Origin of the sequence: Nocardioides malaquae (assembly GCF_015070385.1) — a bacterium.
GTDB lineage: Bacteria > Actinomycetota > Actinomycetes > Propionibacteriales > Nocardioidaceae > Nocardioides > Nocardioides malaquae.
This window is the reverse complement of sequence record NZ_JADCSA010000001.1, coordinates 276,959-303,338: the sequence shown is the minus strand read 5'-3', so window position 1 is coordinate 303,338 and position 26,380 is coordinate 276,959. Positions and strand designations below refer to the sequence as shown.

The following is a 26,380-nucleotide window of genomic DNA, read 5'->3' as shown; positions in this document are numbered from 1 at the left end:
CTCAGCGGTAGGTGTCGGGGAGTGACTCGCCGATCTTGCGCGTGGGCTTCGGCAGCCGCATGAACTTCATCTGCATCGCGCGCATCACGGCGTAGTAGGTCGTGCCCTTCAGGGACTCCTCGGGGAACCGCTGCGTCAGCTCACGGCGCAGCTTCAGGCGCAGGAACACCATGTCGATCACGATGAGGACCATCGCGCCCAGCAGGACGATCTCGCTGACGCCGATGAGGTAGGCGTTGCCCGACCAGCTGAGGAGCAGGCTCACGACCATGATCGGGATGAGGAGCTCGATCACCGAGAAGCGCACGTCCACGTAGTCACGGATGAAGCGACGGGCCGGTCCTCGGTCGCGGGCGGGGAGGTGGCGCTCGTCGCCCGTCTTCAGGGCCTCGCGCATGCGCTGCGACTGTTCCTGGCGCGCCGCACGTGCCGCAGCCGCCATCTCCTTGCGCGTCCGCGGAGCCTTCGCCCGGGCGCGTGCCGCCGCTTCGGCCTCCTTGCGGCTGGGCGTGGGGCGCCCCTTGGCCCCCGGTCGGACGGGGTCGGTGCTCTGCGGCTCGGCGGGGGAGGGCTGGGTGCGACGGAACAACGCGGACGACCTTCGTGACGGCTGAGCGGGGGCGGGAGTCGAGATTCTACCGGGCGTGCACGCGTGAACCGCCCTCGCCAGCCTTGGCGCATGGTCCTAGGGTTGGACCACCGTCACGGCGGCGACTGCTCGCCGCGCACCCATCACCACTGATTCCACGAGGAGGGGCCGGCCCCCATGAGTCTCATGAAGCGCATCAGCCTGATCTTCCGGTCCAAGGCCAACCGGGCGCTGGACCGGGCCGAGGATCCTCGCGAGACCCTGGACTACAGCTACCAGCGCCAGCTCGACCTCCTCAACAAGGTGCGCCGTGGGGTGGCCGACGTCGCCACCAGCCGCAAGCGCGTGGAGCTGCAGCTCAACCAGCTCCAGCAGCAGTCCGACAAGCTCTCCGGCCAGGCGCAGAAGGCCATCGACGTCGGGCGTGAGGACCTTGCTCGGGAGGCGCTGACCCGCAAGTCCGGGCTGGCCCAGCAGGTCAACGACCTCAAGGCCCAGCACGCCCAGCTGCAGGCCGAGGAGGAGAAGCTCGTCCTCGCGCAGCAGCGCCTGCAGGCGAAGGTCGAGGCCTTCCGTACCCGCAAGGAGACCATCAAGGCCACCTACTCCGCCGCGGAGGCCCAGACCCGCATCAACGAGGCCATGTCGGGCATCGGTGAGGAGATGGGCGACGTCGGCCTTGCCATCCAGCGGGCCGAGGACAAGACGGCCCAGATGCAGGCCCGCGCGGGGGCGATCGACGAGCTCATCAGCTCGGGCGCGCTCGACGACGTGACCCAGATCGGTGGTGGCGACGACATCAGCCGCGAGCTCGACGCGCTCAGCTCCGTCTCCGACGTGGAGAGCGAGCTGGCGGCCCTCAAGGCACGGAAGAACCCCGACGCCCTCGAGGCCGGCGCCGGTGGTCAGGAGTCCCTGTCGCCCGAGCAGTCCCGTCAGACGGAGGGCAACTGATGATCATCCGCATCCTAGGTGAGGGGCAGTTCGACGTCAGCGACGCCGACCTCGAGGAGCTCAACGCGCTCGACTCCGTGGTCGACACCGCCGTGCGCGCCGGCAACGAGGAAGCATTCGCCGACGCCCTGCAGGCGCTGCTCGAGGGAGTACGCCGCCTGGGCACCCAGCACGAGCTCGACAGCCTCGACTCCTCCGACCTGATCCTCCCGATGGCCGACGCCACGTTGGCGGAGGTGCAGGAGATGCTGGCCGACGACGGCCTGATCCCGGGCTGACGATGCCGCGATCCCGCTTCATCAAGGACACCGGCCTCACCGCGCGGATGACCTTGGTGATGTTCCTGCTCGGCGCCCTCTTCGTGGGATTCGTCGCCGTGCTGATGGCGGTCGTCGGTCAGACGTTCGGCGGCGTGGCCCCGCTCCTCGTCGCGGTCATCGCCATCGGCATCGCCTTCTACCAGTGGTGGCGCTCCGACGAGATGGCCATGAAGGCCATGCGCGCCCGTGAGGTGAGCCCCGCCGAGGCCCCCGAGCTGCACGCCATGGTCGACCGCCTGTGCGCGATGGCCGACATGCCGAAGCCGCGGGTCGGGATCGCCGAGATGTCGGTGCCCAACGCCTTCGCCACCGGCCGCTCGCCGGACCGGTCGGTCGTCTGCGTGACGACCGGGCTCCTGGGCATGCTCACGGCCGAGGAGCTCGAGGGTGTCCTGGCGCACGAGCTGGCGCACGTGGCCCACCGCGACGTCCTGGTGATGACCTTCGCAGCCTCGGCCGGGATCCTGGCCGGCATGGTGACGCAGGGGGCCCGGTTCGGCTCGTTGGCCCGGGGGCGCAACGGCAACGCGGCGGCGGTCATCGCCGTCACGCTGCTCGTGAGCGTCGTGGTCTACGCCGTCAGCTTCGTGCTCATCCGGCTGCTCTCGCGCTATCGCGAGCTGTCCGCCGACCGCGCCGGGGCTCACCTCACCCTGAAGCCTGCCGCCCTGGGGTCGGCCCTGCGCAAGATCAGCGGCCAGGTGGCGGCGATCCCCACCGAGGACCTGCGCGGCACCAAGGCCATGAACGCCTTCTTCATCGTGCCTGCGCTCAAGGGCCTGAGCCTGTCGACCGTCACGGCCACCCATCCTCCGCTGGAGAGACGGCTGGAGCAGCTCGCGCGGATCCAGACCGAGCTCGACCGGACGATCGGCTGAGGAGTGGGTCTCTTCGACGCCCTCCTGGGGCGCAGCCAGCCGAAACGCCCCGACCTCGACTCGCTGTTCAGCGTGCCGGGGGCTGCGCTGACCCTGCGCAGTGCGCTCGGGATGGAGCCGACCGGCACCGGCACCGTCTGCTTCCGCGCCGCCTCCGGCCCGGCGTTCGCCCGGGTGGCCGAGGACGTCCGCGCCCTGGTCGGCGACGGCGCCGACGCGCCCGACGTGGTCACGACCCAGGACGACTTCGGCTACACGTGGTTCGAGGTGCGTGGGGTCGCCGACGACCTCTCCGGCCTCTGCACCCAGCTCCACGCGGTCAACTCCACCCTCGAGTCCCAGGGGTTCGCCACCGGCCTGCTGTGCACCACGATCTCGTTCCGGGCCTCCGACGGCCGGCCCGTGGCGCTGGTCTACCTCTACAAGCAGGGCACCTTCTACCCGTTCGCCCCGGTCCCGGGCGTGCGCAGCCGGGACAACGTGCTCGAGCTCCAGGTGCGCGACCAGCTCTCCGGTGAGCTCGTCATGGAGAAAGACCTCCAGCGGTGGCTCGCTCTGTGGGATGCTCCGGGACTGTGAGCGAACACACGTCTGGACCCGTTCAGCAAGCGCCGCAGGACGACCTCCTGCGCGGCCTCGGTGTTGCCGGGGGAGCGGTGCCGGACGGGGTGCAGGGGCAGTGTGACCTGGCGCGTGCGGTCACGGGCGCCGACGTGGTCCTGCTCACCCTGGTGGGTCACGAGGACCCGTGGGTGCGCTCGGGGGCGGCCGACCTCGGCGGCGTGCCGACCACCGTCGACCTGCGTACGTCCGACGGACAGGCCTTCGGCACGCTCACGGCGTACGCACCCGCGGCGGTCGAGACCGCGCCGCTGGAGGCGGTGGCCGCGGCCGTCACCTCGATGGTCGAGCTCGAGGCGGCGCGCAGCCGGCTCTTCGACCTCGAGGAGGTCGTGGCCCGCAGCGAGGACGAGCTGTCCCGTGCGTCGGGTCAGATCGTGCACGACCTGAACAACCCGTTGGCGGCCATCTCGATGTGCCTGGAGATCGCGCGCGACGAGGTGCCGGAGGGCGAGCTGCTCGCCAACCTGCTCGACCGGGCGGCGGGCAGCGCGGCCAAGCTCAAGACCCTCGTCGTCTCCCTGTCCGACTACGGCCAACCGGCGGAGCCGGGTGCCTGCGACCTCTCGGTCGAGGTGCCGGCGCTGCTGGCCGACTACGAACCCCTCCTCGACGAGACGGTCCGGGTGGCAGGTGACCTGCCCGTGGTGGCCCTGGCGGCCAACGAGGCCCGCACCGTGCTGGGCGAGCTGTGGGAGAACGCGACCAAGTTCCGCCGCGACGACGTCGACCTGGAGATCGTGGTCGCCGCGGAGCAGGTGGGCGACAGGTGGCGGATCGCGGTGAGCGACAACGGCCGGGGCATCGACGAGGCGGACGTGGAACGGGTCCTGGCCCCTACGGTGCGCCTCGACAAGCGGGTGCCCGGGCTGGGGTTGGGCCTGGCCGGAGTCGCCCGCATCGTGACCCGGGCCGGGGGTCGCGTGGGCATCGACTCCACCCCGGGCGTCGGGACCACGGTCTGGTTCGAGGTGCCCGCGGCGGCGCCCGCCGAGCACCGCTGAGGTCCGTCGGCGGGGTGTGGCGACTAGGATCGGCACCATGACGACGATCGACCTGCCGCTGCTTCCGCTGGGCAAGGGCCGCGACCTCGACTCCGAGCGCGGCGTCGAGTGCCCCGGCGACCTTCCTGCGCCGTCGGACCCCCACCTGGTTGAGCGGGCCCGAGCGGCGAAGGAGGCGCTGGGTGACCGGCTCTTCGTGCTCGGTCACCACTACCAGCGCGACGAGGTCATCCAGTTTGCCGACGTCACCGGCGACTCGTTCAAGCTCGCCCGCGAGGCGGCCGCCCGTCCCGAGGCCGAGTTCATCGTCTTCTGCGGCGTGCACTTCATGGCCGAGTCGGCCGACATCCTCACCTCTGACGCCCAGCAGGTGATCCTGCCGGACATGGCCGCCGGCTGCTCGATGGCCGACATGGCGCGGCTGGGTCAGGTCGAGGACGCCTGGGACGCGCTGGCCGAGGCCGGCATCCAGGACTCCGTCGTGCCGATCACCTACATGAACTCCTCCGCCGACATCAAGGCGTTCTGCGGCCGCAACGGCGGCGCCGTCTGCACCTCGTCGAACGCCGAGGTCGCCCTGGAGTGGGCCTTCGACCAGAAGCCCGACGCCAAGGTCCTCTTCTTCCCCGACCAGCACCTGGGGCGCAACACCGCGGTGCTGCAGCTCGGCTTCTCCCTGGACGACTGCGTGGTCTGGAACCCGATGCTGCCCAACGGTGGGCTCACCGTCGAGGAGCTGCGCGACGCCCGGATGATCCTGTGGCGCGGACACTGCTCGGTGCACGGCCGCTTCAGCCCCGACGTGGTCGACGAGCTCCGGGCCGCGCACCCGGGGATCAACATCCTGGTCCACCCCGAGTGCACCCACGAGGTCGTCACGAAGTCCGACCTGGTCGGCTCCACCGAGTTCATCATCCAGACGATCGAGGCGGCCGCACCGGGCAGCACGTGGGCGATCGGCACCGAGCTCAACCTGGTCAAGCGGCTGGCCGACGCCCACCCGGACAAGAACATCGTCTTCCTCGACCGCAACGTCTGCTACTGCTCGACGATGAACCGGATCGACCTGCCCCACCTCGTGTGGGCACTGGAGAACCTCGTCCAGGGCACCGTCGTCAACCAGATCAGCGTCGACGCCGAGACCGAGGAGTGGGCCAAGGTCGCGCTCCAGCGGATGCTCGACCTGCCGGGGAAGACCGCGAAGGACTGAGGCTCCCGCCGCCGCGACCCGGCCCCGGGTGGCGGCTCAGAGCAGCGAACCGTGGTGGAGGTAGGGCGTCGGCGGCTTCAGACCCCGCACGCACAGGTAGCCCTCGGTGCGCACCGACAGGCCTGCCGCGAGCCCGACATCCAGGGCCCACTGGTTCGCGGCGGTGACGTGGGGCTGGCGCACGACCTCGCCCGCCGCCCCGAGCCAGGCGTCGGTGAGCAGCTCTGCGGCGGTGCGCCGGTCGCTGGCCGCGAGCAGCACCACCGTGTGGTCCTCACCGACGTAGGCGTACCCCCGTCGGTGTGCCCTGTCGACGACGCGCGACCGGTGCGTCGCCCTCAGCAGCGCGTGGTCGTCGCCACGTCCCGCGCCACGCAGACCTCGGTCGAGGGAGTCCATCCACTCGAGGTCACCTCCGGTGCCGTCCCGCACGTGACGAGACGCCTCCAGTCCGTCGACGTGGACGACTCCCTCCAGGAGCATCTGTGGATGCAGGTCGAAACCGGCCGTGCGGTAGCGCCGCACCGCCCGCGGGTCCGAGAACGAGGAGATCATCCCTCTCAGCGCTCCCCGGGCGTGGGTGCCTGCCGCCTGCAGCAGGACGTGGCCCACGCCCCGGCCCTGCCAGTCCGGGTGCACGGCCAGGGTCGCCAGGGCCCACAGCGTCTCGCGGCGCAACGAGACGGCGAGGCCGACCATTCGGCCGTCGCGGTCGGCCACCCAGCACCCTGCCCCGTCCTGCGCGAGCAGGTGTGCGGTCCGGGCCTTCCATGCTGCGGCGCGCTGGGGCGTACGCCCGGTGCTGTGCGCATCGATGCGCGAGAAGGCCAGGTCGGAGAGCCGTTCGGCGTCGTCGAGGTCGTCGGGTCGCATGGGGCGCACCACGATCCCGTCGGGCAGGAGGGGCGCCGGGGCTCGGGTATCCATGTCGGCACCCTAGCGACGCGTGGTGGTGTCGCCGGGCTCCTGCCGGCCCTGGTGGGCCGCGCGGCAGGATGGGGGGCATGCGCGTCCTGATCGCCCCCGACAAGTTCGCCGGCACCCTCACCGCCGTCCAGGCCGCCGAGGCCATCGCGGAGGGGTGGCGGCGGCGTGCCCCCGACGTGGAGGTCGACCTCGCGCCGATGGCTGACGGCGGGCCCGGATTCGTCGACGTGCTGCATGCCTCCACCGGCGGCACGATCGTCGAGGTCTGGGTCCGCGGCCCGCACGGCGGCGAGGTGCCGGGACGGGTGCTGGTCGTGGGGGAGACCGCCTACGTCGAGTCCGCGCAGGCCTGCGGCCTCCACCTGACCGGCGGGCAGGAGCCGCGTCGTGCCGGCTCGTTCGGGGTGGGTGAGCTGGTGCGCGCGGCGCTGGCCCAGGGTGTACGCCGCGTGGTGCTGGGTGCTGGAGGGTCCGGCACCACCGACGGGGGCGCGGGTCTGCTGGCCGCCCTCGGCGCCACCGCCGACGTGCCCCTCGATGCCGGCCCGGACGGCCTGGCGGGCGTCAGCCAGGTCGACGTCGCCCCGGCGCGTGCCGCGCTGGACGGGGTGGAGCTGGTCCTGGCCAGCGACGTCGACAACCCGCTGACCGGCCTCTTCGGGGCCGCCAAGACCTACGGCCCGCAGAAGGGGCTCACCGAACCTGACGTCGTGGAGGTCGACGGCCTGCTGGAGGCGTACGCCCACGCGTGCGACCGGCGTACGTCGTTGGAGCCGGGCGCCGGTGCGGCGGGGGGAGTGGGGTTCGCGGCCCTGCTGCTCGGCGCGACCAGACGACCGGGTCTCGACGTGGTGGCGGAGGCCGTCGGTCTCGCCGACCGGGTCCGGGCCGCCGACCTGGTGGTGACGGGGGAGGGTGCCTTCGACTTCTCCAGCCGGTCGGGCAAGGTGCCCTACGGGGTGGCCCAGGTGGCGGTCGAGGCGCTGAGGCCCTGCATCACTCTGGCCGGACAGGTGCTCGTCGGCTCCCGCGAGATGCGGGCCCTGGGCATGGACGGCGCCTACGCCCTCGTGGACGCCGTCGGTGAGGAACGGGCCTTCGCCGAACCTGCCGTCGCGCTGGCCGAGCTGGCCGAACGCGTCGCGCGCAGCTGGACGGTGGGGGAATAACCGCATCTGTGAGACGATTGACGTCGGTAACAACCACGAACCACTGCATGGGAGTTCACATGACCGAGCAGGTCGAGACCACCGAAGAGCGCCGCACCGACCAGATCAACCTGAGCTCGGTCGCGGCCGCCAAGGTGAAGAGCCTCCTGGAGCAGGAGGGGCGCGACGACCTCTCCCTGCGCATCTCCGTGCAGCCCGGTGGCTGCTCGGGCCTGCGCTACCAGCTGTTCTTCGACGAGCGCACCCTCGACGGTGACGTCGTCACCGACTTCGACGGCGTCAGCGTCGTGGTCGACCGGATGAGCGTGCCCTACCTCAACGGCGCGATGATCGACTTCGTCGACTCGATCGAGAAGCAGGGCTTCACGATCGACAACCCCAACGCGACCGGCTCCTGCGCCTGCGGCGACTCGTTCCACTGAGCCGTTGCTGCTGCGGCGACTCGTCTCACTGAGCCGCCCGGCCCCGAGCACGGAAGAAGCCCCCACCGAGCAGGTGGGGGCTTCTTCGCGTGTGCGTCCAGGGAGGGACGCGGAGTGGCGTCAGTCCAGGTGCAGGTGCAGAGAGTTGGCGATCCGGGTGGCTGCCGCGCTCACCTTGATCTCCTGCTTCACCACGTCGCGGGGGTAGTCCTCGAAGTGGATGCTCGGCGCCTGTCGGACTGCTGCCCTGACCGCGCGGTCCAAGCGGAGGGAGGACACGACCTCACGGCAGTCTGCGGCCATCTCGTGGGTGGTCGGCAACTCGTCGTGGGTCAGGTGTGAGCTCGGAGCGCTGTAGGTCATGACCACGACGCTAGGCGTTACCGATTGGTACTGAAACCAGTACTGAGCGGTAGTGTGCGGAAGCATGTCGTTGCTCATCGCAGGCTCCATCGCCACCGACCACCTGATGTCCTTCGGAGGCCGGTTCGCCGACTCCCTGGTGGTGGACCAGCTGGACAAGCTCTCGGTCTCGTTCCTGGTCGACGACCTGGAGGTGCGCCGCGGTGGCTGCGCGGCCAACATCTGCTTCGGTCTGGGCAGCCTCGGCCTCAACCCGGTGCTCGTCGGCGCGGTGGGCGAGGACTTCGCCGACTACCGGGCCTGGCTCGAGCGCCACAACGTCGACTGCGACTCCGTGCACGTCTCCGAGACCCGCCACACCGCGCGCTTCGTCTGCACCAGCGACACCTCCATGGCCCAGATCGCGTCCTTCTACCCCGGGGCGATGAGCGAGTCCCGCGAGATCGAGCTGAAGCCGATCGCCGACCGCGTCGGAGCCCCCGACTACGTCCTGATCGGCCCTGACGACCCGGAGGGGATGCTGCGCCACACCGACGAGTGCCGCCAGCGCGGCTACCGCTTCGTGGCCGACCCGTCGCAGCAGCTGGCCTTCGGCGACGGCGACCTGATCCGCCAGCTCGTCGACGGCGCCCACATCCTTTTCTCGAACGAGTACGAGGCCTCGCTGATCACCCAGAAGACCGGATGGAGCGAGCAGGAGGTGCTCGACCGCGTCGGCACCTGGGTCGTCACGCTCGGTGCCGCCGGGGTCAAGATCCTGGGCAACGGTGCCGAGACCATCACGGTCCCCGCGCTCTCCGAGGTCGTGGCCATCGAGCCGACCGGTGTCGGCGACGCCTTCCGGGCCGGTTTCCTGGCCGCGCTGGCCTGGGGCCTGGACCACCGGCTCGCGGCGGAGCTCGGCTGCCTGCTGGCCGCCCACGTCGTCGAGAAGGTCGGCACGCAGGAGTACACGCTCAGCCGGGACAAGTTCCTGGTGCGCTGCGAGGAGGCCTACGGGGCCGAGACCGCGGCCGCGATCGCTCCGCACCTGCACACCCTGCACTGAGGGGACCGCGGATGAGCACGTACGCCGTCGTGCTCGGGCGTTGTCGACTCACGTCAGGCGGCGCACGAGGTGGCGCGGGGCGCCGTCGTGCGCCGCGTCCTCACCGACGTACTGGTGCCCGCGCATCCTGCACCAGGCCGGCACGTCGGTCCTGGCCGCGACGTCGAGGGTGACCACGGCCACCACGTCACCCACGGCCACGTCGTCGACGTGACGGGCCAGCTCGATCACGGGCATCGGGCACAGCATCTGCCGGCAGTCGAGCTCGAGCCGGGCCGTGGGCAGGGTGCCCCCATCGGCATCCGGGCTCACCACGTGATCCGTCCCCGCAGCTCGTCGACGACCTCCGGCAGGGCTTCGAGGAAGGCCTCGACGTCGGCCTCCGTGGTGCCCTGGTGCAGGGAGACCCGCAGGTTGCCGTGCGTCAGCGCCCCCATCGCGGCCAGCACGTGCGACGGCGTGAGCGTCGAGCTGGTGCAGGCCGACCCGCTCGCGACGCCGAACCCCCGGCGGTCGAGCTCGGTGACCAACGACTCGCCGTCCAGGTAGAGGCAGGAGAAGGTCACGAGGTGGGGCAGGCGCCGCACCGGGTCGCCCACCACCTCCACGTCGGGCAAAGCAGCAGCCGCCTCTCGGATGCGGTCGACCAGGGCGTGCTGCCGTGCGGCGGTCTCCTGCCGCTCCTGCACCATGGCCTGCAGGGCCGCGGCAGCCGCGAGCGCCGCGGGTACGTTCTCGAAGCCGCACGCGCGCTCGTCGGCCCGGTCGTCGCCCGGGAACGGGTTGCGCCACCGGGCGCCCTTGCGCACGAGAAGGAGGCCGACGCCGGCCGGTCCACCCCACTTGTGTGACGATCCGGCCGCCGCGGCCCATCCCCGGGGCAGGGGGAGTCGGCCCAGGCTTGCGCAGGCGTCGACGAAGAGCGGCACGTCGCCGGCGACCTCCGCCGCAGCAGCGACGTCGTGGACCGTGCCGACCTCGTGGTTGGCCGACTGCACAGCCAGCACGCCCGCCGGGGCGGGCGCCGAGGCGAGTGCCTCGGCGACGGCGGTCGCCAGCACCTCACCCGTCGGTGTCACCGGCACCTCCACGAGGGGGTCGCCGGTCCAGCGGGCGGCGTGCACGACGGAGGAGTGCTCCACCGCGGAGTGCGCGACCGCGGGGGAGGTGCGCCGCCTCACGGCGTGGAGGCCGAGCAGCCCGCGGTGGACCGCGTCGGTGCCCGAGGTGGTGAAGGTGACCTCGTCGGCACGCACGTCGAGCGCCTCCGCCGCCGCCTCCCGGGCGTTGTCGAGCAGCATCCGGGCCCGACGGGCCTCGTGGTGCAGGCGTCGGGGATCGGCCCAGCCCTGGTCGAGCGCCGCCGCCAGGACCTCGCGTGCGCGGGGATGGAGGGGTTCCGAGGAGGCCGCGTCGAGGGGGCGACGGGGAGTGGGATCGGGCGTACTCACGACGTCGAACCTAGCCGCTGGCCACGCGGAGTGACCCTGCCTCCACCGCCCGGGCGGATTCGGATAGTGTTGCGCCTATACGTGACTGCCCAAGAGAGAGAGGCTCGTTCGTGGGTCTGCAACTCCCCTCGCGCGCAGCGGCACCCCTGAAGAGGAGTGTGCAAGGCGCTGTGCTGGGTCTCAGCGTGCTCGCACTCGGTGCGTGTTCTGCTGAGGACAAAGATCAGATCGGAAGACTCGCCATGCCTTCGCCGGCATCGGACCGGGCTCCCGAAATCTTCGAGCTCTGGAAGTGGTCCTGGGTCGCGGCGATGGCCGTGGGCGTCCTGACCTGGGGACTGATGTTCTACGCCGCGTGGCGCTTCCGCCGCACCAGTACGAACCTCGTCCCGGTGCAGACTCGCTACAACCTGCCGCTGGAGATCTTCTACACGGTCGCGCCGATCCTCATGGTGATCGTGTTCTTCTTCCACACGGTCAACACGCAGAACGCGGTGACCGAGAAGGTCGACGACCCCGACATCACCATCGACGTGGTGGGTCAGCAGTGGTCGTGGACCTTCAACTACACCGACCAGGGCGAGGGCGGGACCACGCCGTACGTCGTCGGCACCACCGCCGACCGCCCGAAGCTGGTGCTGCCGGTCGACCAGCTCGTGGAGTTCAGGCTGCACTCGCCCGACGTCATCCACTCCTTCATGATCGACTCGTTCCTCATGAAGCTCGACGTCATCCCGGGCCGGGTCAACACCTTCCAGGCCACCCCGACCGTCACGGGTGAGTTCCGCGGCAAGTGCTTCGAGCTCTGCGGCGTCTACCACTCGCGCATGCTCTTCGACGTCGAGGTCGTCACGGCGGCCGAGTACGACGCGTACCTCGACGAGCTCCAGGAGAACCCGGACAACGTTGCGCAGGCCCCCGTCCTGGGTGGCTCCGACGTCAACACGCAGCCGGGCCTCGAGACCGAAGGAGACGACCAGTGACCGTCACCGCTGACCCGGGAGCCAAGTCCATCGGCGAGCAGGTCGTCCGCCTGCTCACGACCACGGACCACAAGCTCATCGGCAAGATGTACACCGTCACGGCGTTCATCTGGTTCATGCTCGGCGGCCTGATGGCCATGCTGATCCGCACGGAGCTCGCGTTCCCGGGCCAGCAGGTCATCAACGACGAGCTGTACAACCAGATGTTCACGATGCACGGCACGATCATGCTGCTGCTCTTCGCGACGCCGCTCTTCTTCGCCTTCGCGAACCTGGTCATGCCGATCCAGATCGGTGCGCCCGACGTCGCGTTCCCGCGACTGAACATGTTCAGCTACTGGCTCTACCTGTTCGGTGGGCTCATCGCTGCCTCGGGCTTCCTGACGCCCTCCGGTGCCGCCGACTTCGGTTGGTTCGCCTACACGCCGCTCTCCAACGCGGTGCGTTCCCCGGGCGTGGGTGGCGACCTCTGGATCATGGGCCTCTACATGGCTGGTCTGGGCACCATCCTCGGTGCGGTCAACTTCATCACCACGATCATCTGCCTGCGCGCTCCCGGCATGACGATGTTCCGGATGTCGATCTTCACCTGGAACACCCTGATCACCTCGATCCTGGTGCTCCTGGCCTTCCCGATCCTGGCCGGCGCGCTGCTCTCGCTCGAGGCCGACCGACTGCTCGGCTCCCACATCTTCGACCCGTCGCACGGCGGTCCGATCCTGTGGCAGCACCTGTTCTGGTTCTTCGGCCACCCCGAGGTCTACATCATCGCCCTGCCGTTCTTCGGCATCGTGTCGGAGATCCTGCCGGTCTTCTCCCGCAAGCCGATCTTCGGCTACGTGGGTCTGGTCGGCGCGACGCTGGCCATCGCGATCCTCTCGATCGCGGTGTGGGCCCACCACATGTTCGTCACCGGCGCGGTCAGCCTGCCGTTCTTCTCGGGCATGACGTTCCTCATCGCGGTGCCGACCGGAGTGAAGTTCTTCAACTGGATCGGCACCATGTGGGGCGGTTCCGTCTCCATGGACACCCCGATGCTGTGGACCATGGGCTTCCTGACCACCTTCCTCTTCGGTGGTCTGACGGGCGTCATCCTGGCCAGCCCCCCGCTGGACTTCCAGGTCTCTGACTCCTACTTCGTGGTCGCCCACTTCCACTACGTGGTCTTCGGCACCGTCGTCTTCGCGATGTTCGCCGGGTTCCACTTCTGGTGGCCGAAGTTCACCGGCAAGATGCTCGACGAGCGCTTGGGCAAGATCCACTTCTGGCTGCTCTTCGTCGGCTTCCACACCACCTTCCTGGTGCAGCACTGGCTGGGTGTCGAGGGCATGCCCCGTCGCTACGCCGACTACCTGCCCGACGACGGCTTCACCGTCCTCAACCAGGTGTCGACCGTGGGCGCGTTCCTCACCGCCCTCTCGACCCTCCCGTTCCTCTGGAACGTCTACAAGACCCACAAGTCGGAGCAGGTCATGACCGACGACCCGTGGGGCTGGGGCCGTTCGCTGGAGTGGGCGACCACGTCGCCGCCGCCGCGCCAGAACTTCCACGCGCTGCCGCGCATCCGTTCGGAGTCCCCGGCCTTCGACCTCCACCACCCGGAGCTCGCGGCCAACGACGACGAATCGGTCGCCCAGACGACTGAGACCACCAAGAAGGAGAAGGGCCGATGAAGGTCGAAGCATGGATCTTCGCGATCTGCGGAATCTTCTTCGCGCTGGTCACCCCGGCCTACTGGGTGATCGCGAAGGACTGGACCGGCACCTCGGCCCTGACGATGTCCGCCTTCCTGGCGCTCATGGTCGCCGGCTACCTCGGCTTCCACGCCAACCGCATGGACGCGCGTCTCGAGGACCGCAAGGACGCCGAGATCGCGGAGGGTGCCGGCGAGTACGGCTTCTTCCCGCCCTACTCGTGGTGGCCCCTGTGGAACGCCCTGCCCCTCAGCCTCGGTGTCTACGGCATCGCTCTGGGGGCCTGGTGGCTCTTCGTCATCGCCCTGGGTCTCGGCATGGTGGCGCTGGCCGGAATGGTGTTCGAGTACTACCGCGGGGAGCACGCCCACTGAGGGCCGTGCATCAGTGACGAACGGGCGGGAGAGCAACTGCTCTCCCGCCCGTTCTGCATTTCCGGTGTCCCGTGGTCCGAGGGACCTGCTCTCACTCGGCGAGCAGGTGCCTGACCCGCGGCATGACTTCCTCGCCGTAGAGGCGTACGCACTCCATCAGGTGCTCGTGGGGCACGGGGCCGTTGCTGTACTTGAGGTCGAACCGCTGCAGGCCGAGCCCCCGCACGGTGGAGGCGATCTTGGCTGCCACCGTGTCGGGTGAACCCACGAAGAGCGCTCCGTGGCGCACCTCCTGGTCGAACTGGAGCCTGGTGGCCGGCGGCCAGCCCCGCTCAGCTCCGATGCGGTCCCGGTTGGCCTTGAAGTGGGGGAAGAGCAGCTCTTGGGCTTCCTCATCCGTCGCAGCGACGAAGCCCGGGGCGTGCACGCCGACAGGCAGCTGAGGCTGTCCCAGCTCCTCCAGCGCCCGGCGGTAGAGGTCGGCGTAAGGCGCGAACCTCGCGGGCTCGCCGCCGATGACGGCGAGCATCAGCGAGAAGCCGTGTCGAGCGGCGCGGACGACGCTCTCGGGCGAGCCGCCGACCCCCACCCAGGCGGGCAGTGACCCGGCAGCGGTCTTCGGGTACACCTCCGTGGGGGCCAGGGGGCGACGCGTGGTGCCGTTGAACGAGACCGGTCCTTCCGACCTCAGGGCCGCGAAGAGCTGCAGCTTCTCCTCGAAGAGCACCTCGTAGTCCTGCAGGTCCAAGCCGAAGAGCGGGAAGGACTCGGTGAACGACCCTCGCCCCAGCGTGACCTCGGCCCGGCCGTCGGCCAGGGCGTCCAGGGTGGCGAAGCGCTCGTAGACGCGAATGGGGTCGTCGGAGCTGAGCACGGTGACGGCGGTGCCCAGCTTGATCCGCTCTGTACGCCCTGCTGCGGCGGCCAGCACGATGTCGGGCGCCGTGACGGCGTAGTCGTCACGGTGGTGCTCGCCGACGTTGAAGACGTCGACACCGACCTGGTCGGCCAGTACCGCTTGCGCCAGGACGTCGCGAATCACTTGGTGGTGGGGGAGTGGTGCGCCCTCGCGGTCGACGGTGACGTCGCCGAAGGTGTCGAGACCGAGTTCGAGTTCCATGAGTCCTTCTCAGGGCAGGGGAGTGGCGGGGTGGGAGATCAGATGAGTCCGGCAGCTGCGGCCATGCGCAGGTGGGGCTCGGCCTCGGCCTGTCGTCCGGCACGCTCGAGGCTACGACCCAGCAGGAGCACGAGGTAGGTGTTGCCCGGCTCGTGCCGCAGCGCCTCGCGGGCCGCGTCCGCAGCACGATCGAGGCGAGCTGAGTGGAAGTACGCCCGCGCCAGCAGCTCGCGGACCTGGGGAAGGTCGCCGACCGGGACCTCGGGGTCCTGGAGCAGGTCCTCGAGGACCTCCGCGGCCTTGAGGTGGTCGCGGGCCTCGAAGAGCTGCTCGGCCCAGCGCCACTTCTCGTAGGGGGTCCTGGGGTGCAGCGGGAAGTAGGTCATCGTGTCTCCTCAAGCGGTTGACGACACAACTACTCGTGAGGGTCCGATGTTCCCCGACAGGACGCCAAGAAGGTCCGGCCCCCGTTGGGGGACCGGACCTTCTCATGGTTCTCTCGGTGACGAGGTCACCGGGAGGTGCGGATCAGTGGAGCTCCTTGCCCTGCTCACCGCCCTCGACCTCGTGGTCTCCGTGGTGGTGGGCGTGGGCGAAGTCCTCAGCAGTGGGCTTCTGGACCGCGGGTCCGTACCACCACTTCGACAGCTTGGCGCGCAGGCGGTTGGCCCGCGTGCCGGGAGCCGGCACGCCGTTCGCGTCCACGTCGGACTCCAGGGCGTACACCTCGTCGCGGTCGCGGGAGGTGAGCGTGAACTGCTTCTCCTCCGACCACGGCAGGTGGAGCTCGGAGTAGCCACCCTCGGGGGAGCGGCTGACGACGCCGGTCTCGTAGCCGTGCAGCAGACGCTCGTTGTCGTGACGCTGCAACGAGATGCACCAGCGGCGCGTGATGATGAAGGCGATCACCGGTCCGACGAACACGGCCACCCGCATGAAGTAGGTGATCGCGTTGATGCTCATGTCGAACCTGATGGCGATCAGGTCGTTGCCGCCCGCGGCCCACATGAGGCCGTAGAAGGTCATGAACGAGACCATCAGGGCCGTGCGGGTCGGGGCGTTGCGCGGACGCTCGAGCAGGTGGTGCTCGCGCTTGTCACCGGTGATCCAGGCCTCGATGAAGGGCATCATCATGACGAGCAGCCAGAAGACGATCGGCAGGATGAGGATCGGCAGCAGGATGTTCCACGACAGGGTGACCCCCCAGAAGTGGGACTCCCAGCCGGGGATGATGCGCAGCGCGCCGTCGGGCCAACCCATGTACCAGTCGGGCTGGGAGCCAGCAGTCACCTTCGACGGGTCGTACGGACCGTACTTCCAGACCGGGTTGATGGTCATCAGACCACCCATCAGGGCGGTGGCACCGAAGACGATGAAGAAGAAGCCGCCGGCCTTCGCCATGTAGACGGGGAGCATCGGGTAGCCCACGACGTTGCCCTCGGTGCGGCCGGGGCCAGGCCACTGGGTGTGCTTGTGGTAGACGAGCAGCATCATGTGCGCCGCGATGAGCGCCAGGAGCAGGCCCGGGATGAGCAGCACGTGGACGATGTAGAGGCGCGGGATGATCATGTCGCCGGGGAACTCGCCTCCGAAGAGGAAGAACGACATGTACGTGCCCACGACGGGCGCGGCCTTCATGAAGCCGTCGGCCGCCCGGACGCCGGTGCCGGAGAGCAGGTCGTCAGGCAGGGAGTAACCGGTGAAGCCCTCGATCGTGCCGAGCAGCAACAGCAGCATGCCGATGACCCAGTTGATCTCGCGCGGCTTGCGGAAGGCGCCGGTGAAGTAGACGCGCATGAGGTGCACCATCATCGACGCGATGAAGAGCATCGCGGCCCAGTGGTGCATCTGGCGCATCAGCAGGCCACCGCGCACGTCGAACGAGATGTCGAGCGCCGAGATCATCGCCTCGGTCATGTAGATGCCGCGCAGCTGGTCGTAGGAGCCCTGGTACTGCTGCTCCGCCATGCTCGGGGTGAACCAGAGGGTCAGGAAGACGCCGGTGATCAGAAGGACCACGAAGCTCCACAGGGCGATCTCGCCCAGCATGAAGGACCAGTGGTCGGGGAACACCTTGCGGATGTTCTTCTTCACGACGCCGCCGAGGCCGAGGCGCTCGTCGGCCCACGTGGCCGCGCCCCCCAGCTTCGAGGGCTTGGCCGGCGTGGCGGCCGTCGTGGCGTTGCTCTTCGCCACCTTGGTGGTGTCGACGCTCACTTCGAGTCACGCTCCCAGTAGCTCGGACCGACGGGTTCGGTGAAGTCGCTCTGGGCGACGAGGTAGCCCTCCGAGTCGACCGCGATCGGCAACTGGGGGAGGGCACGGGCAGCCGGACCGAAGACCACGCGACCGCTGTCGGCCAGGTCGAAGGTCGACTGGTGGCAGGGGCACAGCAGGTGGTGCGTCGTCCGCTCGTTGAGGGAGATCGGGCAACCGACGTGGGTGCAGATCTTGGAGTAGGCGACGATGCCGTCGACCGTCCAGTTCTCGCGGCCCTTGCCGTGGGTGATGTCGTCGGGCTCCATGCGCAGCAGGATCAGCGAGGCCTTGGACTTGCCGACCTGCACGTCGACACCGTGGAGGACGTGGTTGCCGTTCTCGTCGGTGGCGAGCAGGATCTCCGGCTGGCAGTTGACCAGGTCGCCCACCTCGAGCTCCGAGGCGAGGATCGGGGTGCCGATGACGTCGCGGACGATGCGCTCACCCTTCTTCCACAGGGTGTGCTCCAGGCCCTTGCCGTTCTCGGGGTCGACCACGTCCTTGGGCAGCGGGCCGAGGTCGCGCAGGAGCACGACGGCCGGCAGCCCCAGGGCGCCGACGGCACCGAGCAGCGTGTTGCGGACCAGGGGGCGACGGCCGATGCCGGACTCCTCGATGCCCTGCTGCAGCGCGGCGACCGCGTCGGCGCGGTCCTCGTCGCTGGAGGAGGCGGAGTGGCGGTACTCGACGAGCTCGTGGTCGGCCATGAGCTTGCGGGCCCACTGGATGATCCCGATGCCGATGAACATCAGCGCGAGGCCGAGGGTGACACCGAGTGCCACGGTGGAGGCACCCATGCCGCCGATGGTGTCCCAGTCCTCGCCGATCTCGAACACGAAGTAGGAGACGCAGAAGAGGACGGCCATCACGATGGAGGCGATGAAGAAGGCGGCGACCTGGCGCTCGGCGCGCTTCTCGGCCTTCGGGTCGACGTCGGTGGGACGCCAGGCGTGGGCCGGGAGGCCCGGGTCGGCCACCGGGTCGACGTGTGCGACCTCGGTGGTCTGGTTGTCGTTGCTCACGCTTCCACCTTGTCCTTCTTGGAGCGGGTCGAGTGGGCCGCGATCCACACGGCGAAGCCGACCATGCCGCCGATGCCCAGCAGCCAGGCGAACATGCCCTCGGAGACGGGACCGAGGCCGCCGAGGGTGAAGCCGCCGTACTCCGGCTGCTCCTCGATCGACTTGAGGTAGGCGATGACGTCACGCTTCTGCTCGGGTGACAGGTTGCCGTCGGAGAAGTTGTCCATCGACTGGGGGCCGGTCAGCATGGCCTGGTAGATGTGCTTCTCCTCGACGCCCTTGAGCGAGGGGGCGTAGCCACCCTCGGGCATGGCGCCGCCCTGGCCGTTGAAGTTGTGGCAGGCGGTGCAGTTCGTCAGGAAGATCTGGCCACCGCGGACGATGGCGGCCTCGCGCTCCGCCTCGCTCATGCCGTCGATGCTGTAGTCGGCCTCGGAGGGGACCGCCGGGCCGGGGCCCAGGGAGGCGACGAAGGCCGCCATGGCCGCGATCTCGTCGTCGTTGTAGACCGACTCCTTGCGGGGAGCCTGCTGGCCGGGCTGTGCCATCGGCATGCGGCCGGTGTCGACCTGGAAGTCGACGGCGGCGGCACCCACGCCCACGAGGGAGGGACCGTACTGGTAGCCCTCACGCTTGGCGTTGATGCCCTCTCCGTTGACGCCGTGGCACGACGAGCATCCGACGAGGAAGAGCTCGCGGCCCTGCTCGATCAGCTCAGCGTCGGTCTTGGCGTCCTGCGCCGTGGCAGGGGAGAAGAACGCGTACGCACCGCCGGTCATGAGCAGACCGACCAGGAGTACGGAAAGTCCCGCGAGCGGACCCCGGCGATGCCGGGAGAGCCGACCAGCGGTGCGGTTCAGGAAACGCAATTGTCTCAATCCTCTTCAGATCCGGAACGGGACTCACTGGATGAGGTAGATCGCTGCGAACAGCGCGATCCACACGACGTCGACGAAGTGCCAGTAGTAGGACACGACGATGGCGCTGACGGCCTGCTCGTGCGTGAAGCGGCGCGCCATGTAGGTGCGTCCGAGCACGAAGAGGAACGCGACGAGTCCACCGATGACGTGGATCCCGTGGAACCCGGTGGTCAGGTAGAAGACCGACCCGTAGGCCGAGTCCTGCAGCGTCACGCCGTGGTGCACGAGCTCGACGTACTCGAGCGCCTGTCCCGCGACGAAGATCGCGCCCATGACGTAGGTCAGGATGAACCACTCACGCAGTCCCCACAGCTTGACGTTGAGCAGGGAGCCGGTGCGGCCCACCTGACCACGCTCAGCCGCGAAGACACCCATCTGGCAGGCCACGGACGACAGCACGAGGATGCTCGTGTTGCCGGCCGCGAACGGCACGTTGAGGAGTGCGGTCTCCTGGGCCCAGAGCTCGGGGCTCACCGCGCGGATCGTGAAGTACGCCGCGAACAGAGCCGCGAAGAACATCAACTCGCTGGAGAGCCAGACGATCGTGCCCACGCTGACCATCGAGGGTCGGTCGTGATGCCCGTGAAGTCGGGATGCCGGAATAGCCGTCGTTGCTGTCGCCACGAGAGACATTATGGACTCACCCGGACCACAGGGCACCCCCACCCCCGTACTTTGGGCGTTCGGGGTGTCGCGGGGCCCCCGATCGCCTCGCCGGGCCCGGTGCGTTCGTCTCGTCCGTGCCGCCCGGATGCCCTCGGCGCGGGGCGGGCGGTAGAGTCGCGAGCGTGACTGACCAGACCGCCCCGAAGCCCTCCTCGCTGAAGGTCCTCGTCTACTCCGACGACATCGACACCCGGCAGCAGGTCATCCTCGCCCTCGGCCGGCGACCGCACCCCGAGCTCCCCGAGGTGGAGTACGTGGAGGTCGCCACCCAGCCCGTCGTCATCCAGAACATGGAGGCCGGTGGCATCAGCCTGGCCATCCTCGACGGTGAGGCGGTGCCGTCCGGTGGCATGGGCATCGCCAAGCAGCTCAAGGACGAGATCCACGAGTGCCCGCCGGTGCTCGTGCTGACCGGCCGCCCGCAGGACGCCTGGCTCGCCACGTGGTCGCGGGCGGAGGCGGCGGTGCCGCACCCGATCGACCCGATCCAGCTGGCCGAGACCGTGGCCGCCCTGCTGGCGCCCCGCGTCCCCGCGTCCGCCTGAGCCGTGGGCTCGACCTGGCCCGAGGTCCTCACCGCACTGATGGGTGGGACCGACCTGAGTCGTGCCCAGGCCTCCTGGGCGATGAACGAGGTGCTCGAGGGCAGCGCCACCCCGGCCCAGATCGCCGGGTTCGCCGTGGCGCTGCGCGCCAAGGGTGAGAGCGTCGACGAGGTCCAGGGCCTCTCCGACGCCATGCTGGCGGCCGGCAACCCGATCGACGTGCCGGGGCGCCTGCTCGACATCGTCGGCACCGGGGGCGACCGCTCCATGTCGGTGAACATCTCGACCATGTCGGCGATCGTCGCGGCCGCGGCCGGGGCCAAGGTCGTGAAGCACGGCAGCCGCTCGGCATCGTCCGAGTGCGGGTCGGCCGACGTGCTGGAGGCGCTGGGCATCCGGCTGGACCTGCCCGTCGACCGGGTCGCCGGCATCGCCGACGAGGTCGGCATCACCTTCTGCTTCGCCGCCGCCTTCCACCCCGCGATGCGGCACGCGGCCGTGCCTCGTCGCGAGCTGGGTGTGGCGACCACCTTCAACTTCCTCGGTCCCCTCTCCAACCCCGCGCGACCCGCCGCCCAGGCGATCGGGTGCGCGGACGCCCGGATGGCGCCGATCATGGCGGAGGTCTTCGCCCGCCGCGGCGTGGATGCCTGGGTCTTCCGGGGTGACGACGGCCTCGACGAGCTCACGACCACGACCACCTCGACGCTGTGGGCGGTCGACGGCGGTGTCGTCTCCGTCCACCGGGTCGACCCCACCGACCACGGCATCGAGCTCTCGGACGCCGAGGCGTTGCGCGGTGGGAGTCCCGCCCACAACGCCCAGGTCGTACGCGACCTCGTCGCCGGCCGACCCGGCGCCGTCCGCGACGCGGTCGTGCTCAACGCCGGCGCCGCGTTGGCGGTCTACGCCGCCGCCTCCGAGGGCACGGTCGAGGAACGTCTGTCCCGCGGCATCGCGCGGGCGCGCGCAGTGCTCGACGACGGTTCGGCCGCGACGCTGCTCGAGCGGTGGATCACGGCAACTGCCTGACCCGGCTCACAGCTCCAGGACGTACGCGTCGCCTTCTCGTCGGAAGCCGACGTGGTCGTAGTAGGGGTCGAGCGTTCCGGGGTGGGTGACGACCCGGGAGACTCCCGCGCTGCGCAGCAGTCCGCTGCGGCGCCACACGAACTCCCCGGGTGAGAAGTCCCGGAACCGTGGCGTCACGTGGTCGAGCACGACCCGCGCCTCGTCACCGACCACCCGGAGGACCACGACGCCGGCGGTCTCGTCGCCGTGCTGCACGAGGAAACAACGGCTGCCGACGAGCGTGGAGGCGTCGAAGTCGGACTGGAAGCGGGCGATGTCCCCGCCGTGGACCTGCAGGACGTGGGCGAGGTAGGCATCGCCCGGGCCGACCTCGATCACCGTGAACGCAGACTCGTCGTGGCGCTGCCGGGTCAGGCGGACGATGTACCAGAGGTTGATGAGGCTCAACGCCACGTTCATGGCCACCATCGGCCACACCTGGATGGCGGCGTTGAAGACGACCAGCAGCACGCAGGCAGCCAGATTGAGCCACCGCAGCCTCAGCACCCGTGACTGGAGCAGCGAGTAGACGAGCAGGACACTGCCGCCCCACCCGACGGCGTCGAGCCAGTGGTCGCTGACCCAGTCCATGGGCGGAGTGTATGCAGTCCGCCACACGCACAGGCGTCTCCCGCACGTCTGCCTGCCGCGTCGAGGTGTCGCGGCCTACGCTTCACCGGTGCAGAAGGACGAGGGGACGCTCCACCCGAGCGTGTGGCGCCACGCGGCGTGGGTGCTGGCGGCCACCCTGGCGTGCGCGGTGGTCTGTGACGCGCTGCTGGCCGTCTCGCTGCGGCTGGAGGAGCCCCAGCCGCTCACGCGCGGCCCGGGGCTGATCGGCCTGGGCGTGGTGTGGCTCCTGCTGTTGGCGCTGTACGGCCTGGCGGGTCGGCTGCGCGTCGTCGTGGTCGGAGCGCTCACGGTGAGCACGGCCCTGGCGGTCCTCAACGCCACCCGCATGGCGCTGCTCGACGTCCCCCTCTTCCTCAGCGACGTCGAGTTCCTGCGCGACCCGATCTTCATGGTGGAGATGGTGGGGCTTCGGGCGGTGCTCGCCGCCGTCGCGGGGCTGGCGCTCCTCGCGGGCGCCCTGTGGCTGCTGCTGCGACGCGTCGGCAGGCACCGACCCGGGATCTCCCGTGAGCATCCCCACCGTCGCTGGTGGTGGGCCTTCCGAGGCACGTGGGTCGTCGGCTTCCTGGCGTTCGCGCTCGTCGCCTCCGGCTTCAACGAACCCTTCAACCCGCTGCGGGAGGGCTACAAGCAGAGCGGGGCGCTGTGGCGGAGCTGGTCGCAGGCCGACAACTATCGCGCCAACGGCTTCGTCGGCGGTCTGCTCTACAACCTTCCCGTCTCCCCGATGGCGCAGCCCGCGGGCTACAGCGAGGAGGCGATGGCGGAGCTCGCCGCGCGGTGGCGCGCAGAGGCGGAGCGGGTCAACGCGGAGGCGGACCCCGAGGTCCTGGCCGACACCAACGTGGTGGTGGTGCTGAGCGAGACGATGGGTGACCCCAGCCTCATCGAGGACGTGACCGTGCAGCGCGACGTGCTGCCGACCGTACGCAGCCTCATGGAGCGCGACGGCGGGCACATGATGGCGCAGTTCTTCGGGAGCGGGACCTCCGCCATGGAGTTCCAGGTGCTGACCGGGCAGGCGCTGGGTCTCTTCCGTGGCCAGATCCACGCGCCCTACCAGCAGTTCGTGACCCGGCACTCCGACTATCCCAACGCGGCAGCTTGGTTGCGCTCGCTGGGACACCGCGCCGTCGCCGTCCACCCCTTCCGCAGCGACATGTACCGGCGCCCGCAGGTCTACGACATCTTCGGCTTCGAGGCGTTCCGCACCGTCGACGACATCGAGGACCCCGAACGCCTGACGCGCCGCGGATACGTCTCCGACGCCACCGCCTACGCCGAGGTGACCCGCCACCTGACGGAGAGTGACGATCCGATGCTCGTCCACCTCGTCACGATGCAGAACCACCTCCCGTTCACCAACCTCTACCGCAACCCGGTCGAGGTCAGCGGTGACGACCCCGACCGGGCCGCGACCGTGGGCCAGTGGGCCCGGGGGCTGGAGCTCACCGACCGGGCGCTCGGTGACTTCCTCGATGAGCTCGAGGAGTCCGACGAGCGCACCATCGTGGTGCACTTCGGTGACCACTACCCCTCGATCTTCGACCCGGGCACGAGGGACGAGGAGGGGCTCAACCTCTTCCGCACCCCCTTCTTCGTCTGGGACTCCGCCTCCAGCCGGTCGATCGGACCCCAGGGGCTCGTGCCGCCCACCGCGGCGCTCCCGCTGGCCCTCCGCAAGCTCGGGGCCGACCTGCCGCCGTGGTTCGTGCTGCTCTCCCGGGTCCAGGAGGAGATCGGCACGGTGCGCCACGACGGGATCGTCACCCCCGAGGGTGAACGCGTCCAGGAGCACGACCTGACCGAGGCCCAGCAGGAGCTGCTGGAGGACCTGAGGCTCGTGCAGTACGACTTCTCGATCGGGGAGCGCCACGCGCTCGACGAGCTCTGGTACGCAGCCGACGAGTGAGCCGCGGGGCGACCCACGCGGCGCCGGGCCGTGGCGGCCGGGTTCGCTACCGTGTCCCCATGATCACCGCCATCGTCTTCGTGAACGCCGAGGTCGCTCGCATCCCTGAGGTGGCGCAGGAGATCGCCGCCCTCGAGGGAGTCAGCGAGGTCTACTCGGTGACCGGCCAGATCGACCTGATCGCCCTGATCCGGGTGCGACGCCACGAGGAGATCGCGGAGGTGGTCGCCGACCGGCTCAACAAGGTGCCCGGGGTGACCGAGACGGAGACGCACATCGCGTTCCGCGCCTATTCCCGGCACGACCTGGAGTCGGCCTTCTCCCTGGGCCTCGACTGACTCGGGCCCCTCGCCGCTCACTGCTTCACACGGCAGCGACCCGAGGCTGACGCCGTTCGTCGAACGCGGTCGCCGAGAGGCGGGAGGCCTCGAGGGAGGTGACGAGGTCGCGGTGGCGTCCCGCGCCAGCGGCCGGGGAGCTCCAGGTGCCGTCGACGCGGACCAGGCGCGTCCCCGGGGTCTCCAGCCACCGCAGCACCAGGGCACTCTCCTCGCCACTCGCGCACGCCGCCGGTCCGATCGGGGGCACCACGGTCTCGGCGCCGGCGACCAGTTGGTCCACGAACCGGTGGGCGTCGGCGCCCGCCGGGATGACGCCGGCGGCCACGAGACGCCCGTGGCGGACGACGTGCACGGTCCAGCCGCGTTCCTCACGGCGTGCCGCGACGATCTCCCGGCAGGCCGCGAGGGCGGAGAGGGACTGGGAACGGGCCACCGACCGCAGGAAGGTGGCGAGCAAGTCACGGCGGCGTGACGCCTCCTCGAAGCGCTCGGCACGGGCGTACTCATCCATGACGGAGCGGGCCCGGTCCACCACGGGGCCGGGGTCGGAGGTGAGGACGTTGCGCACCTGCTCGACCACGGCGTCGTAGGAGGCCCGATCCACCGAGCCGTCGCAGGGGGAGAGACAGCGGCCGAGCTCGGCGAGCACACAGGCCACCCCGGTCGGTTCCGGGCGCAGGTTCTGCGAGCACTGGCGCAGGGGAAAGACATCGTGCAGCGTCGCCAGACACCGGTCCGCGACCTTCCGTGACGACAGGGGGCCCAGGTAGGACGCCCCGTCGTCGCGCACCGACCGGACGACGGAGAGCCGGGGCCACGGTCCGGTGGTCAGCTTGAGGAACCACTCCTTCTCGGGAAACTTCGAACGCCGGTTGTAGGGCGGCTTGTGCTGCGCGATGAGGCGCAGCTCGCGCACCTGGGCCTCGAGCGGCGAGGCGCACTCCACCGCCCGGACCTCCTCGGTCACGGCGACCATCTCGCCCATCCGACTGCGGGTCTCCGAGGCGGTGAAGTAGGTGCGGACGCGCCTGGCCACGTCCTTCGAGGTGCCGACGTAGAGCACGCGTCCCGTGGCGTCGACGAAGAGGTAGACGCCGGGGGACGAGGGCAGTCCGTCCGCGAGGTGGCGCTTGCGGCGCTGGGCCGGGCTCACCTTGGTGCTCCACGCCCGCAGCTCCTCGAGCGTGTGCACTCCCTGGCCGCCCACCCGGGCGATCAGGGCATGCAGCACGTCGACCGTCGCCCGGGCGTCGGCCAGGGCCCGGTGGTTGGGGGTGGTCGTCGCGTTGAAGAGCTGGGCCAACGTGCCGAGCTTGCAGTTCGGTGCCTCGTCACGCGGCACGAGGCGCCGCGCCAGCTTGACCGTGTCGAGGACCTCGAAGCGCGGCCACGGATGGCCCAGCTCCTTGGCGAAGTGCTTGAGGAACCCGACGTCGAAGGCCGCGTTGTGCGCCACCAGCACCGTGCCCGCCGCGAACTCCAGGAAGGCCGGCAGGACCGAGCTGATCGCCGGACGGCCCGCGACCATCGAGTCGGTGATCCCGGTCAGGGCCTGAATGGCCACCGGGATGGACGACTGCGGGTCGACGAGCGTCTGGAACTCCCCGAGGACCTCGCCGCCGCGCACCTTGACCGCGCCCACCTCGGTGATCATCGACCCGAGCGCGGGGGAGCCCCCGGTGGTCTCGAGGTCGACCACGGTGAAGGTGATGTCGCTGAGTGGACGCCCGAGGTCGTCGAACCCCTGTTGTGCCTCCCAGGCGAGAGGGAGTGCGGGGGAGAAGTGGTCGACGGCCGTGCTCATGACGACGACGCTAGGTGTGGGCGCCGACAGGATTGCCGCGGAAACGCCGAGGGCCCGCCCACCAGGTGGCGAGCGGGCCC

General features: G+C 69.9%; 29 protein-coding genes. 16 read left to right on the top strand and 13 right to left on the bottom strand.

The window, feature by feature from the left end; genetic code table 11:
* Window position 1: 1 nt before the first annotated feature.
* Window positions 2-589: a DUF3043 domain-containing protein gene (locus tag IEQ44_RS01445; protein WP_193636626.1), complete on the bottom strand. Its 588-nt coding sequence runs from the start codon at window positions 587-589 to the stop codon at window positions 2-4.
* Window positions 590-766: 177 nt separating this feature from the next.
* On the opposite strand from IEQ44_RS01445, the gene IEQ44_RS01440 reads away from it, so the two are divergent.
* From IEQ44_RS01440 to nadA, 6 genes are read left to right on the top strand one after another with little or no spacing between them, the layout of a single operon-like run.
* The gene (locus IEQ44_RS01440; RefSeq protein ID WP_193636625.1) at window positions 767-1,543 is read left to right on the top strand and encodes a PspA/IM30 family protein; all 777 of its coding nucleotides are present in this window, start codon (window positions 767-769) and stop codon (window positions 1,541-1,543) included.
* Window positions 1,543-1,821, top strand: a complete 279-nt coding sequence (pspAA, locus tag IEQ44_RS01435) for a PspA-associated protein PspAA (protein WP_193636624.1) — start codon at window positions 1,543-1,545, stop codon at window positions 1,819-1,821. Before IEQ44_RS01440 ends, pspAA begins: the two co-directional genes overlap by 1 nt.
* Before the next feature lie 2 nt (window positions 1,822-1,823).
* Window positions 1,824-2,741: a zinc metalloprotease HtpX gene (gene htpX, locus IEQ44_RS01430; protein ID WP_193636623.1), complete on the top strand. Its 918-nt coding sequence runs from the start codon at window positions 1,824-1,826 to the stop codon at window positions 2,739-2,741.
* A gap of 3 nt (window positions 2,742-2,744) precedes the next feature.
* On the top strand, window positions 2,745-3,320 hold the full coding sequence (gene pspAB / locus IEQ44_RS01425) for a PspA-associated protein PspAB (RefSeq protein ID WP_193636622.1): 576 nt from the start codon (window positions 2,745-2,747) through the stop codon (window positions 3,318-3,320).
* The gene (locus tag IEQ44_RS01420; protein WP_193636621.1) at window positions 3,317-4,366 is read left to right on the top strand and encodes a sensor histidine kinase; all 1,050 of its coding nucleotides are present in this window, start codon (window positions 3,317-3,319) and stop codon (window positions 4,364-4,366) included. Before pspAB ends, IEQ44_RS01420 begins: the two co-directional genes overlap by 4 nt.
* A 37-nt stretch (window positions 4,367-4,403) precedes the next feature.
* Window positions 4,404-5,576, top strand: a complete 1,173-nt coding sequence (nadA, locus tag IEQ44_RS01415) for a quinolinate synthase NadA (protein ID WP_193636620.1) — start codon at window positions 4,404-4,406, stop codon at window positions 5,574-5,576.
* Between the two features lie 36 nt (window positions 5,577-5,612).
* On the opposite strand, the gene IEQ44_RS01410 is transcribed toward nadA, so the two are convergent.
* Window positions 5,613-6,503 carry a GNAT family N-acetyltransferase gene (locus IEQ44_RS01410; protein WP_193636619.1) on the bottom strand — a complete coding sequence of 297 codons (891 nt, stop codon included), beginning with the start codon at window positions 6,501-6,503 and terminating at the stop codon, window positions 5,613-5,615.
* Window positions 6,504-6,580: 77 nt separating this feature from the next.
* Between IEQ44_RS01410 and IEQ44_RS01405 the strand changes: the two genes are divergently transcribed.
* Entirely contained in the window at window positions 6,581-7,672 is a 1,092-nt protein-coding gene (locus IEQ44_RS01405; RefSeq protein ID WP_193636618.1) for a glycerate kinase family protein, read from the top strand.
* A 59-nt stretch (window positions 7,673-7,731) separates the two neighbouring features.
* Window positions 7,732-8,094: an iron-sulfur cluster insertion protein ErpA gene (gene erpA / locus IEQ44_RS01400; protein ID WP_193636617.1), complete on the top strand. Its 363-nt coding sequence runs from the start codon at window positions 7,732-7,734 to the stop codon at window positions 8,092-8,094.
* A gap of 120 nt (window positions 8,095-8,214) precedes the next feature.
* Here the strand turns inward: erpA and IEQ44_RS01395 are convergent, their stop codons facing one another.
* Window positions 8,215-8,457 (bottom strand): hypothetical protein, encoded by a 243-nt coding sequence (locus IEQ44_RS01395; RefSeq protein ID WP_193636616.1) that lies wholly within the window; start codon window positions 8,455-8,457, stop codon window positions 8,215-8,217.
* Between the two features lie 64 nt (window positions 8,458-8,521).
* Here IEQ44_RS01395 and IEQ44_RS01390 point away from each other — a divergent pair, with 64 nt between their 5' ends.
* A complete protein-coding gene (locus IEQ44_RS01390) occupies window positions 8,522-9,505 on the top strand; it encodes a carbohydrate kinase family protein (RefSeq protein WP_193636615.1) in 984 nt (327 codons plus the stop codon).
* 48 nt (window positions 9,506-9,553) lie between these two features.
* On the opposite strand, the gene IEQ44_RS01385 is transcribed toward IEQ44_RS01390, so the two are convergent.
* Both IEQ44_RS01385 and IEQ44_RS01380 read right to left on the bottom strand, forming a co-directional pair.
* The gene (locus tag IEQ44_RS01385; RefSeq protein WP_319804412.1) at window positions 9,554-9,817 is read right to left on the bottom strand and encodes a sulfurtransferase TusA family protein; all 264 of its coding nucleotides are present in this window, start codon (window positions 9,815-9,817) and stop codon (window positions 9,554-9,556) included.
* Window positions 9,814-10,956: a cysteine desulfurase family protein gene (locus IEQ44_RS01380; RefSeq protein ID WP_193636614.1), complete on the bottom strand. Its 1,143-nt coding sequence runs from the start codon at window positions 10,954-10,956 to the stop codon at window positions 9,814-9,816. Before IEQ44_RS01380 ends, IEQ44_RS01385 begins: the two co-directional genes overlap by 4 nt.
* Before the next feature lie 110 nt (window positions 10,957-11,066).
* Here IEQ44_RS01380 and ctaC point away from each other — a divergent pair, with 110 nt between their 5' ends.
* From ctaC to IEQ44_RS01365, 3 genes are read left to right on the top strand one after another with little or no spacing between them, the layout of a single operon-like run.
* Complete coding sequence (gene ctaC, locus IEQ44_RS01375; protein WP_193636613.1) at window positions 11,067-11,939, top strand: aa3-type cytochrome oxidase subunit II; 873 nt, start codon at window positions 11,067-11,069, stop codon at window positions 11,937-11,939.
* Entirely contained in the window at window positions 11,936-13,612 is a 1,677-nt protein-coding gene (ctaD, locus tag IEQ44_RS01370) for an aa3-type cytochrome oxidase subunit I (RefSeq protein WP_193636612.1), read from the top strand. The genes ctaC and ctaD overlap by 4 nt, the downstream gene beginning before the upstream one ends.
* A complete protein-coding gene (locus tag IEQ44_RS01365; protein ID WP_193636611.1) occupies window positions 13,609-14,007 on the top strand; it encodes a cytochrome c oxidase subunit 4 in 399 nt (132 codons plus the stop codon). Before ctaD ends, IEQ44_RS01365 begins: the two co-directional genes overlap by 4 nt.
* A gap of 91 nt (window positions 14,008-14,098) precedes the next feature.
* Here the strand turns inward: IEQ44_RS01365 and IEQ44_RS01360 are convergent, their stop codons facing one another.
* The 6 genes from IEQ44_RS01360 to ctaE form a co-directional block, all read right to left on the bottom strand.
* Entirely contained in the window at window positions 14,099-15,127 is a 1,029-nt protein-coding gene (locus IEQ44_RS01360; RefSeq protein WP_193636610.1) for an LLM class flavin-dependent oxidoreductase, read from the bottom strand.
* A gap of 38 nt (window positions 15,128-15,165) precedes the next feature.
* Entirely contained in the window at window positions 15,166-15,513 is a 348-nt protein-coding gene (locus tag IEQ44_RS01355) for a tetratricopeptide repeat protein (RefSeq protein WP_193636609.1), read from the bottom strand.
* Between the two features lie 142 nt (window positions 15,514-15,655).
* On the bottom strand, window positions 15,656-17,344 hold the full coding sequence (gene qcrB / locus IEQ44_RS01350) for a cytochrome bc1 complex cytochrome b subunit (protein ID WP_193636608.1): 1,689 nt from the start codon (window positions 17,342-17,344) through the stop codon (window positions 15,656-15,658).
* Entirely contained in the window at window positions 17,341-18,408 is a 1,068-nt protein-coding gene (gene qcrA / locus IEQ44_RS01345) for a cytochrome bc1 complex Rieske iron-sulfur subunit (RefSeq protein ID WP_193636607.1), read from the bottom strand. Before qcrA ends, qcrB begins: the two co-directional genes overlap by 4 nt.
* Entirely contained in the window at window positions 18,405-19,277 is an 873-nt protein-coding gene (gene qcrC / locus IEQ44_RS01340) for a cytochrome bc1 complex diheme cytochrome c subunit (RefSeq protein ID WP_227486656.1), read from the bottom strand. The genes qcrA and qcrC overlap by 4 nt, the downstream gene beginning before the upstream one ends.
* A gap of 33 nt (window positions 19,278-19,310) precedes the next feature.
* Complete coding sequence (gene ctaE / locus IEQ44_RS01335; RefSeq protein ID WP_193636606.1) at window positions 19,311-19,961, bottom strand: aa3-type cytochrome oxidase subunit III; 651 nt, start codon at window positions 19,959-19,961, stop codon at window positions 19,311-19,313.
* Between the two features lie 155 nt (window positions 19,962-20,116).
* Between ctaE and IEQ44_RS01330 the strand changes: the two genes are divergently transcribed.
* Both IEQ44_RS01330 and trpD read left to right on the top strand, forming a co-directional pair.
* On the top strand, window positions 20,117-20,539 hold the full coding sequence (locus IEQ44_RS01330; RefSeq protein ID WP_193636605.1) for an Rv3143 family two-component system response regulator: 423 nt from the start codon (window positions 20,117-20,119) through the stop codon (window positions 20,537-20,539).
* A gap of 39 nt (window positions 20,540-20,578) precedes the next feature.
* Window positions 20,579-21,571, top strand: a complete 993-nt coding sequence (trpD, locus tag IEQ44_RS01325; protein ID WP_193636741.1) for an anthranilate phosphoribosyltransferase — start codon at window positions 20,579-20,581, stop codon at window positions 21,569-21,571.
* Between the two features lie 6 nt (window positions 21,572-21,577).
* Here the strand turns inward: trpD and IEQ44_RS01320 are convergent, their stop codons facing one another.
* Window positions 21,578-22,201, bottom strand: coding sequence for a YgjV family protein (locus IEQ44_RS01320; protein ID WP_193636604.1), 624 nt, complete (start codon window positions 22,199-22,201; stop codon window positions 21,578-21,580).
* Between the two features lie 88 nt (window positions 22,202-22,289).
* Between IEQ44_RS01320 and IEQ44_RS17780 the strand changes: the two genes are divergently transcribed.
* Together IEQ44_RS17780 and IEQ44_RS01310 are read left to right on the top strand one after the other, a co-directional pair.
* Entirely contained in the window at window positions 22,290-24,155 is a 1,866-nt protein-coding gene (locus IEQ44_RS17780) for an LTA synthase family protein (RefSeq protein WP_193636603.1), read from the top strand.
* 59 nt (window positions 24,156-24,214) lie between these two features.
* Window positions 24,215-24,493 carry an Lrp/AsnC family transcriptional regulator gene (locus IEQ44_RS01310; RefSeq protein ID WP_193636602.1) on the top strand — a complete coding sequence of 93 codons (279 nt, stop codon included), beginning with the start codon at window positions 24,215-24,217 and terminating at the stop codon, window positions 24,491-24,493.
* A gap of 25 nt (window positions 24,494-24,518) precedes the next feature.
* Here the strand turns inward: IEQ44_RS01310 and IEQ44_RS01305 are convergent, their stop codons facing one another.
* Window positions 24,519-26,300, bottom strand: a complete 1,782-nt coding sequence (locus IEQ44_RS01305; RefSeq protein WP_193636601.1) for a DEDD exonuclease domain-containing protein — start codon at window positions 26,298-26,300, stop codon at window positions 24,519-24,521.
* Window positions 26,301-26,380 lie beyond the last annotated feature (80 nt).

Bases quoted from the DNA above. Each gene is read 5' to 3' on its own strand.
- IEQ44_RS01365 (WP_193636611.1), top strand. From the start codon at position 13,609: ATGAAGGTCGAAGCATGGATCTTCGCGATCTGCGGAATCTTCTTCGCG.
- IEQ44_RS01395 (WP_193636616.1), bottom strand. From the start codon at position 8,457: ATGACCTACAGCGCTCCGAGCTCACACCTGACCCACGACGAGTTGCCG.
- IEQ44_RS01390 (WP_193636615.1), top strand. From the start codon at position 8,522: ATGTCGTTGCTCATCGCAGGCTCCATCGCCACCGACCACCTGATGTCC.
- IEQ44_RS01355 (WP_193636609.1), bottom strand. From the start codon at position 15,513: ATGACCTACTTCCCGCTGCACCCCAGGACCCCCTACGAGAAGTGGCGC.
- IEQ44_RS01320 (WP_193636604.1), bottom strand. From the start codon at position 22,201: ATGGACTGGGTCAGCGACCACTGGCTCGACGCCGTCGGGTGGGGCGGC.
- IEQ44_RS01440 (WP_193636625.1), top strand. From the start codon at position 767: ATGAGTCTCATGAAGCGCATCAGCCTGATCTTCCGGTCCAAGGCCAAC.
- IEQ44_RS01410 (WP_193636619.1), bottom strand. From the start codon at position 6,503: ATGGATACCCGAGCCCCGGCGCCCCTCCTGCCCGACGGGATCGTGGTG.
- erpA (WP_193636617.1), top strand. From the start codon at position 7,732: ATGACCGAGCAGGTCGAGACCACCGAAGAGCGCCGCACCGACCAGATC.
- IEQ44_RS01360 (WP_193636610.1), bottom strand. From the start codon at position 15,127: ATGGAACTCGAACTCGGTCTCGACACCTTCGGCGACGTCACCGTCGAC.
- IEQ44_RS01305 (WP_193636601.1), bottom strand. From the start codon at position 26,300: ATGAGCACGGCCGTCGACCACTTCTCCCCCGCACTCCCTCTCGCCTGG.
- ctaE (WP_193636606.1), bottom strand. From the start codon at position 19,961: ATGTCTCTCGTGGCGACAGCAACGACGGCTATTCCGGCATCCCGACTT.
- IEQ44_RS01405 (WP_193636618.1), top strand. From the start codon at position 6,581: ATGCGCGTCCTGATCGCCCCCGACAAGTTCGCCGGCACCCTCACCGCC.
- trpD (WP_193636741.1), top strand. From the start codon at position 20,579: ATGGGTGGGACCGACCTGAGTCGTGCCCAGGCCTCCTGGGCGATGAAC.
- htpX (WP_193636623.1), top strand. From the start codon at position 1,824: ATGCCGCGATCCCGCTTCATCAAGGACACCGGCCTCACCGCGCGGATG.
- pspAA (WP_193636624.1), top strand. From the start codon at position 1,543: ATGATCATCCGCATCCTAGGTGAGGGGCAGTTCGACGTCAGCGACGCC.
- IEQ44_RS01310 (WP_193636602.1), top strand. From the start codon at position 24,215: ATGATCACCGCCATCGTCTTCGTGAACGCCGAGGTCGCTCGCATCCCT.
- nadA (WP_193636620.1), top strand. From the start codon at position 4,404: ATGACGACGATCGACCTGCCGCTGCTTCCGCTGGGCAAGGGCCGCGAC.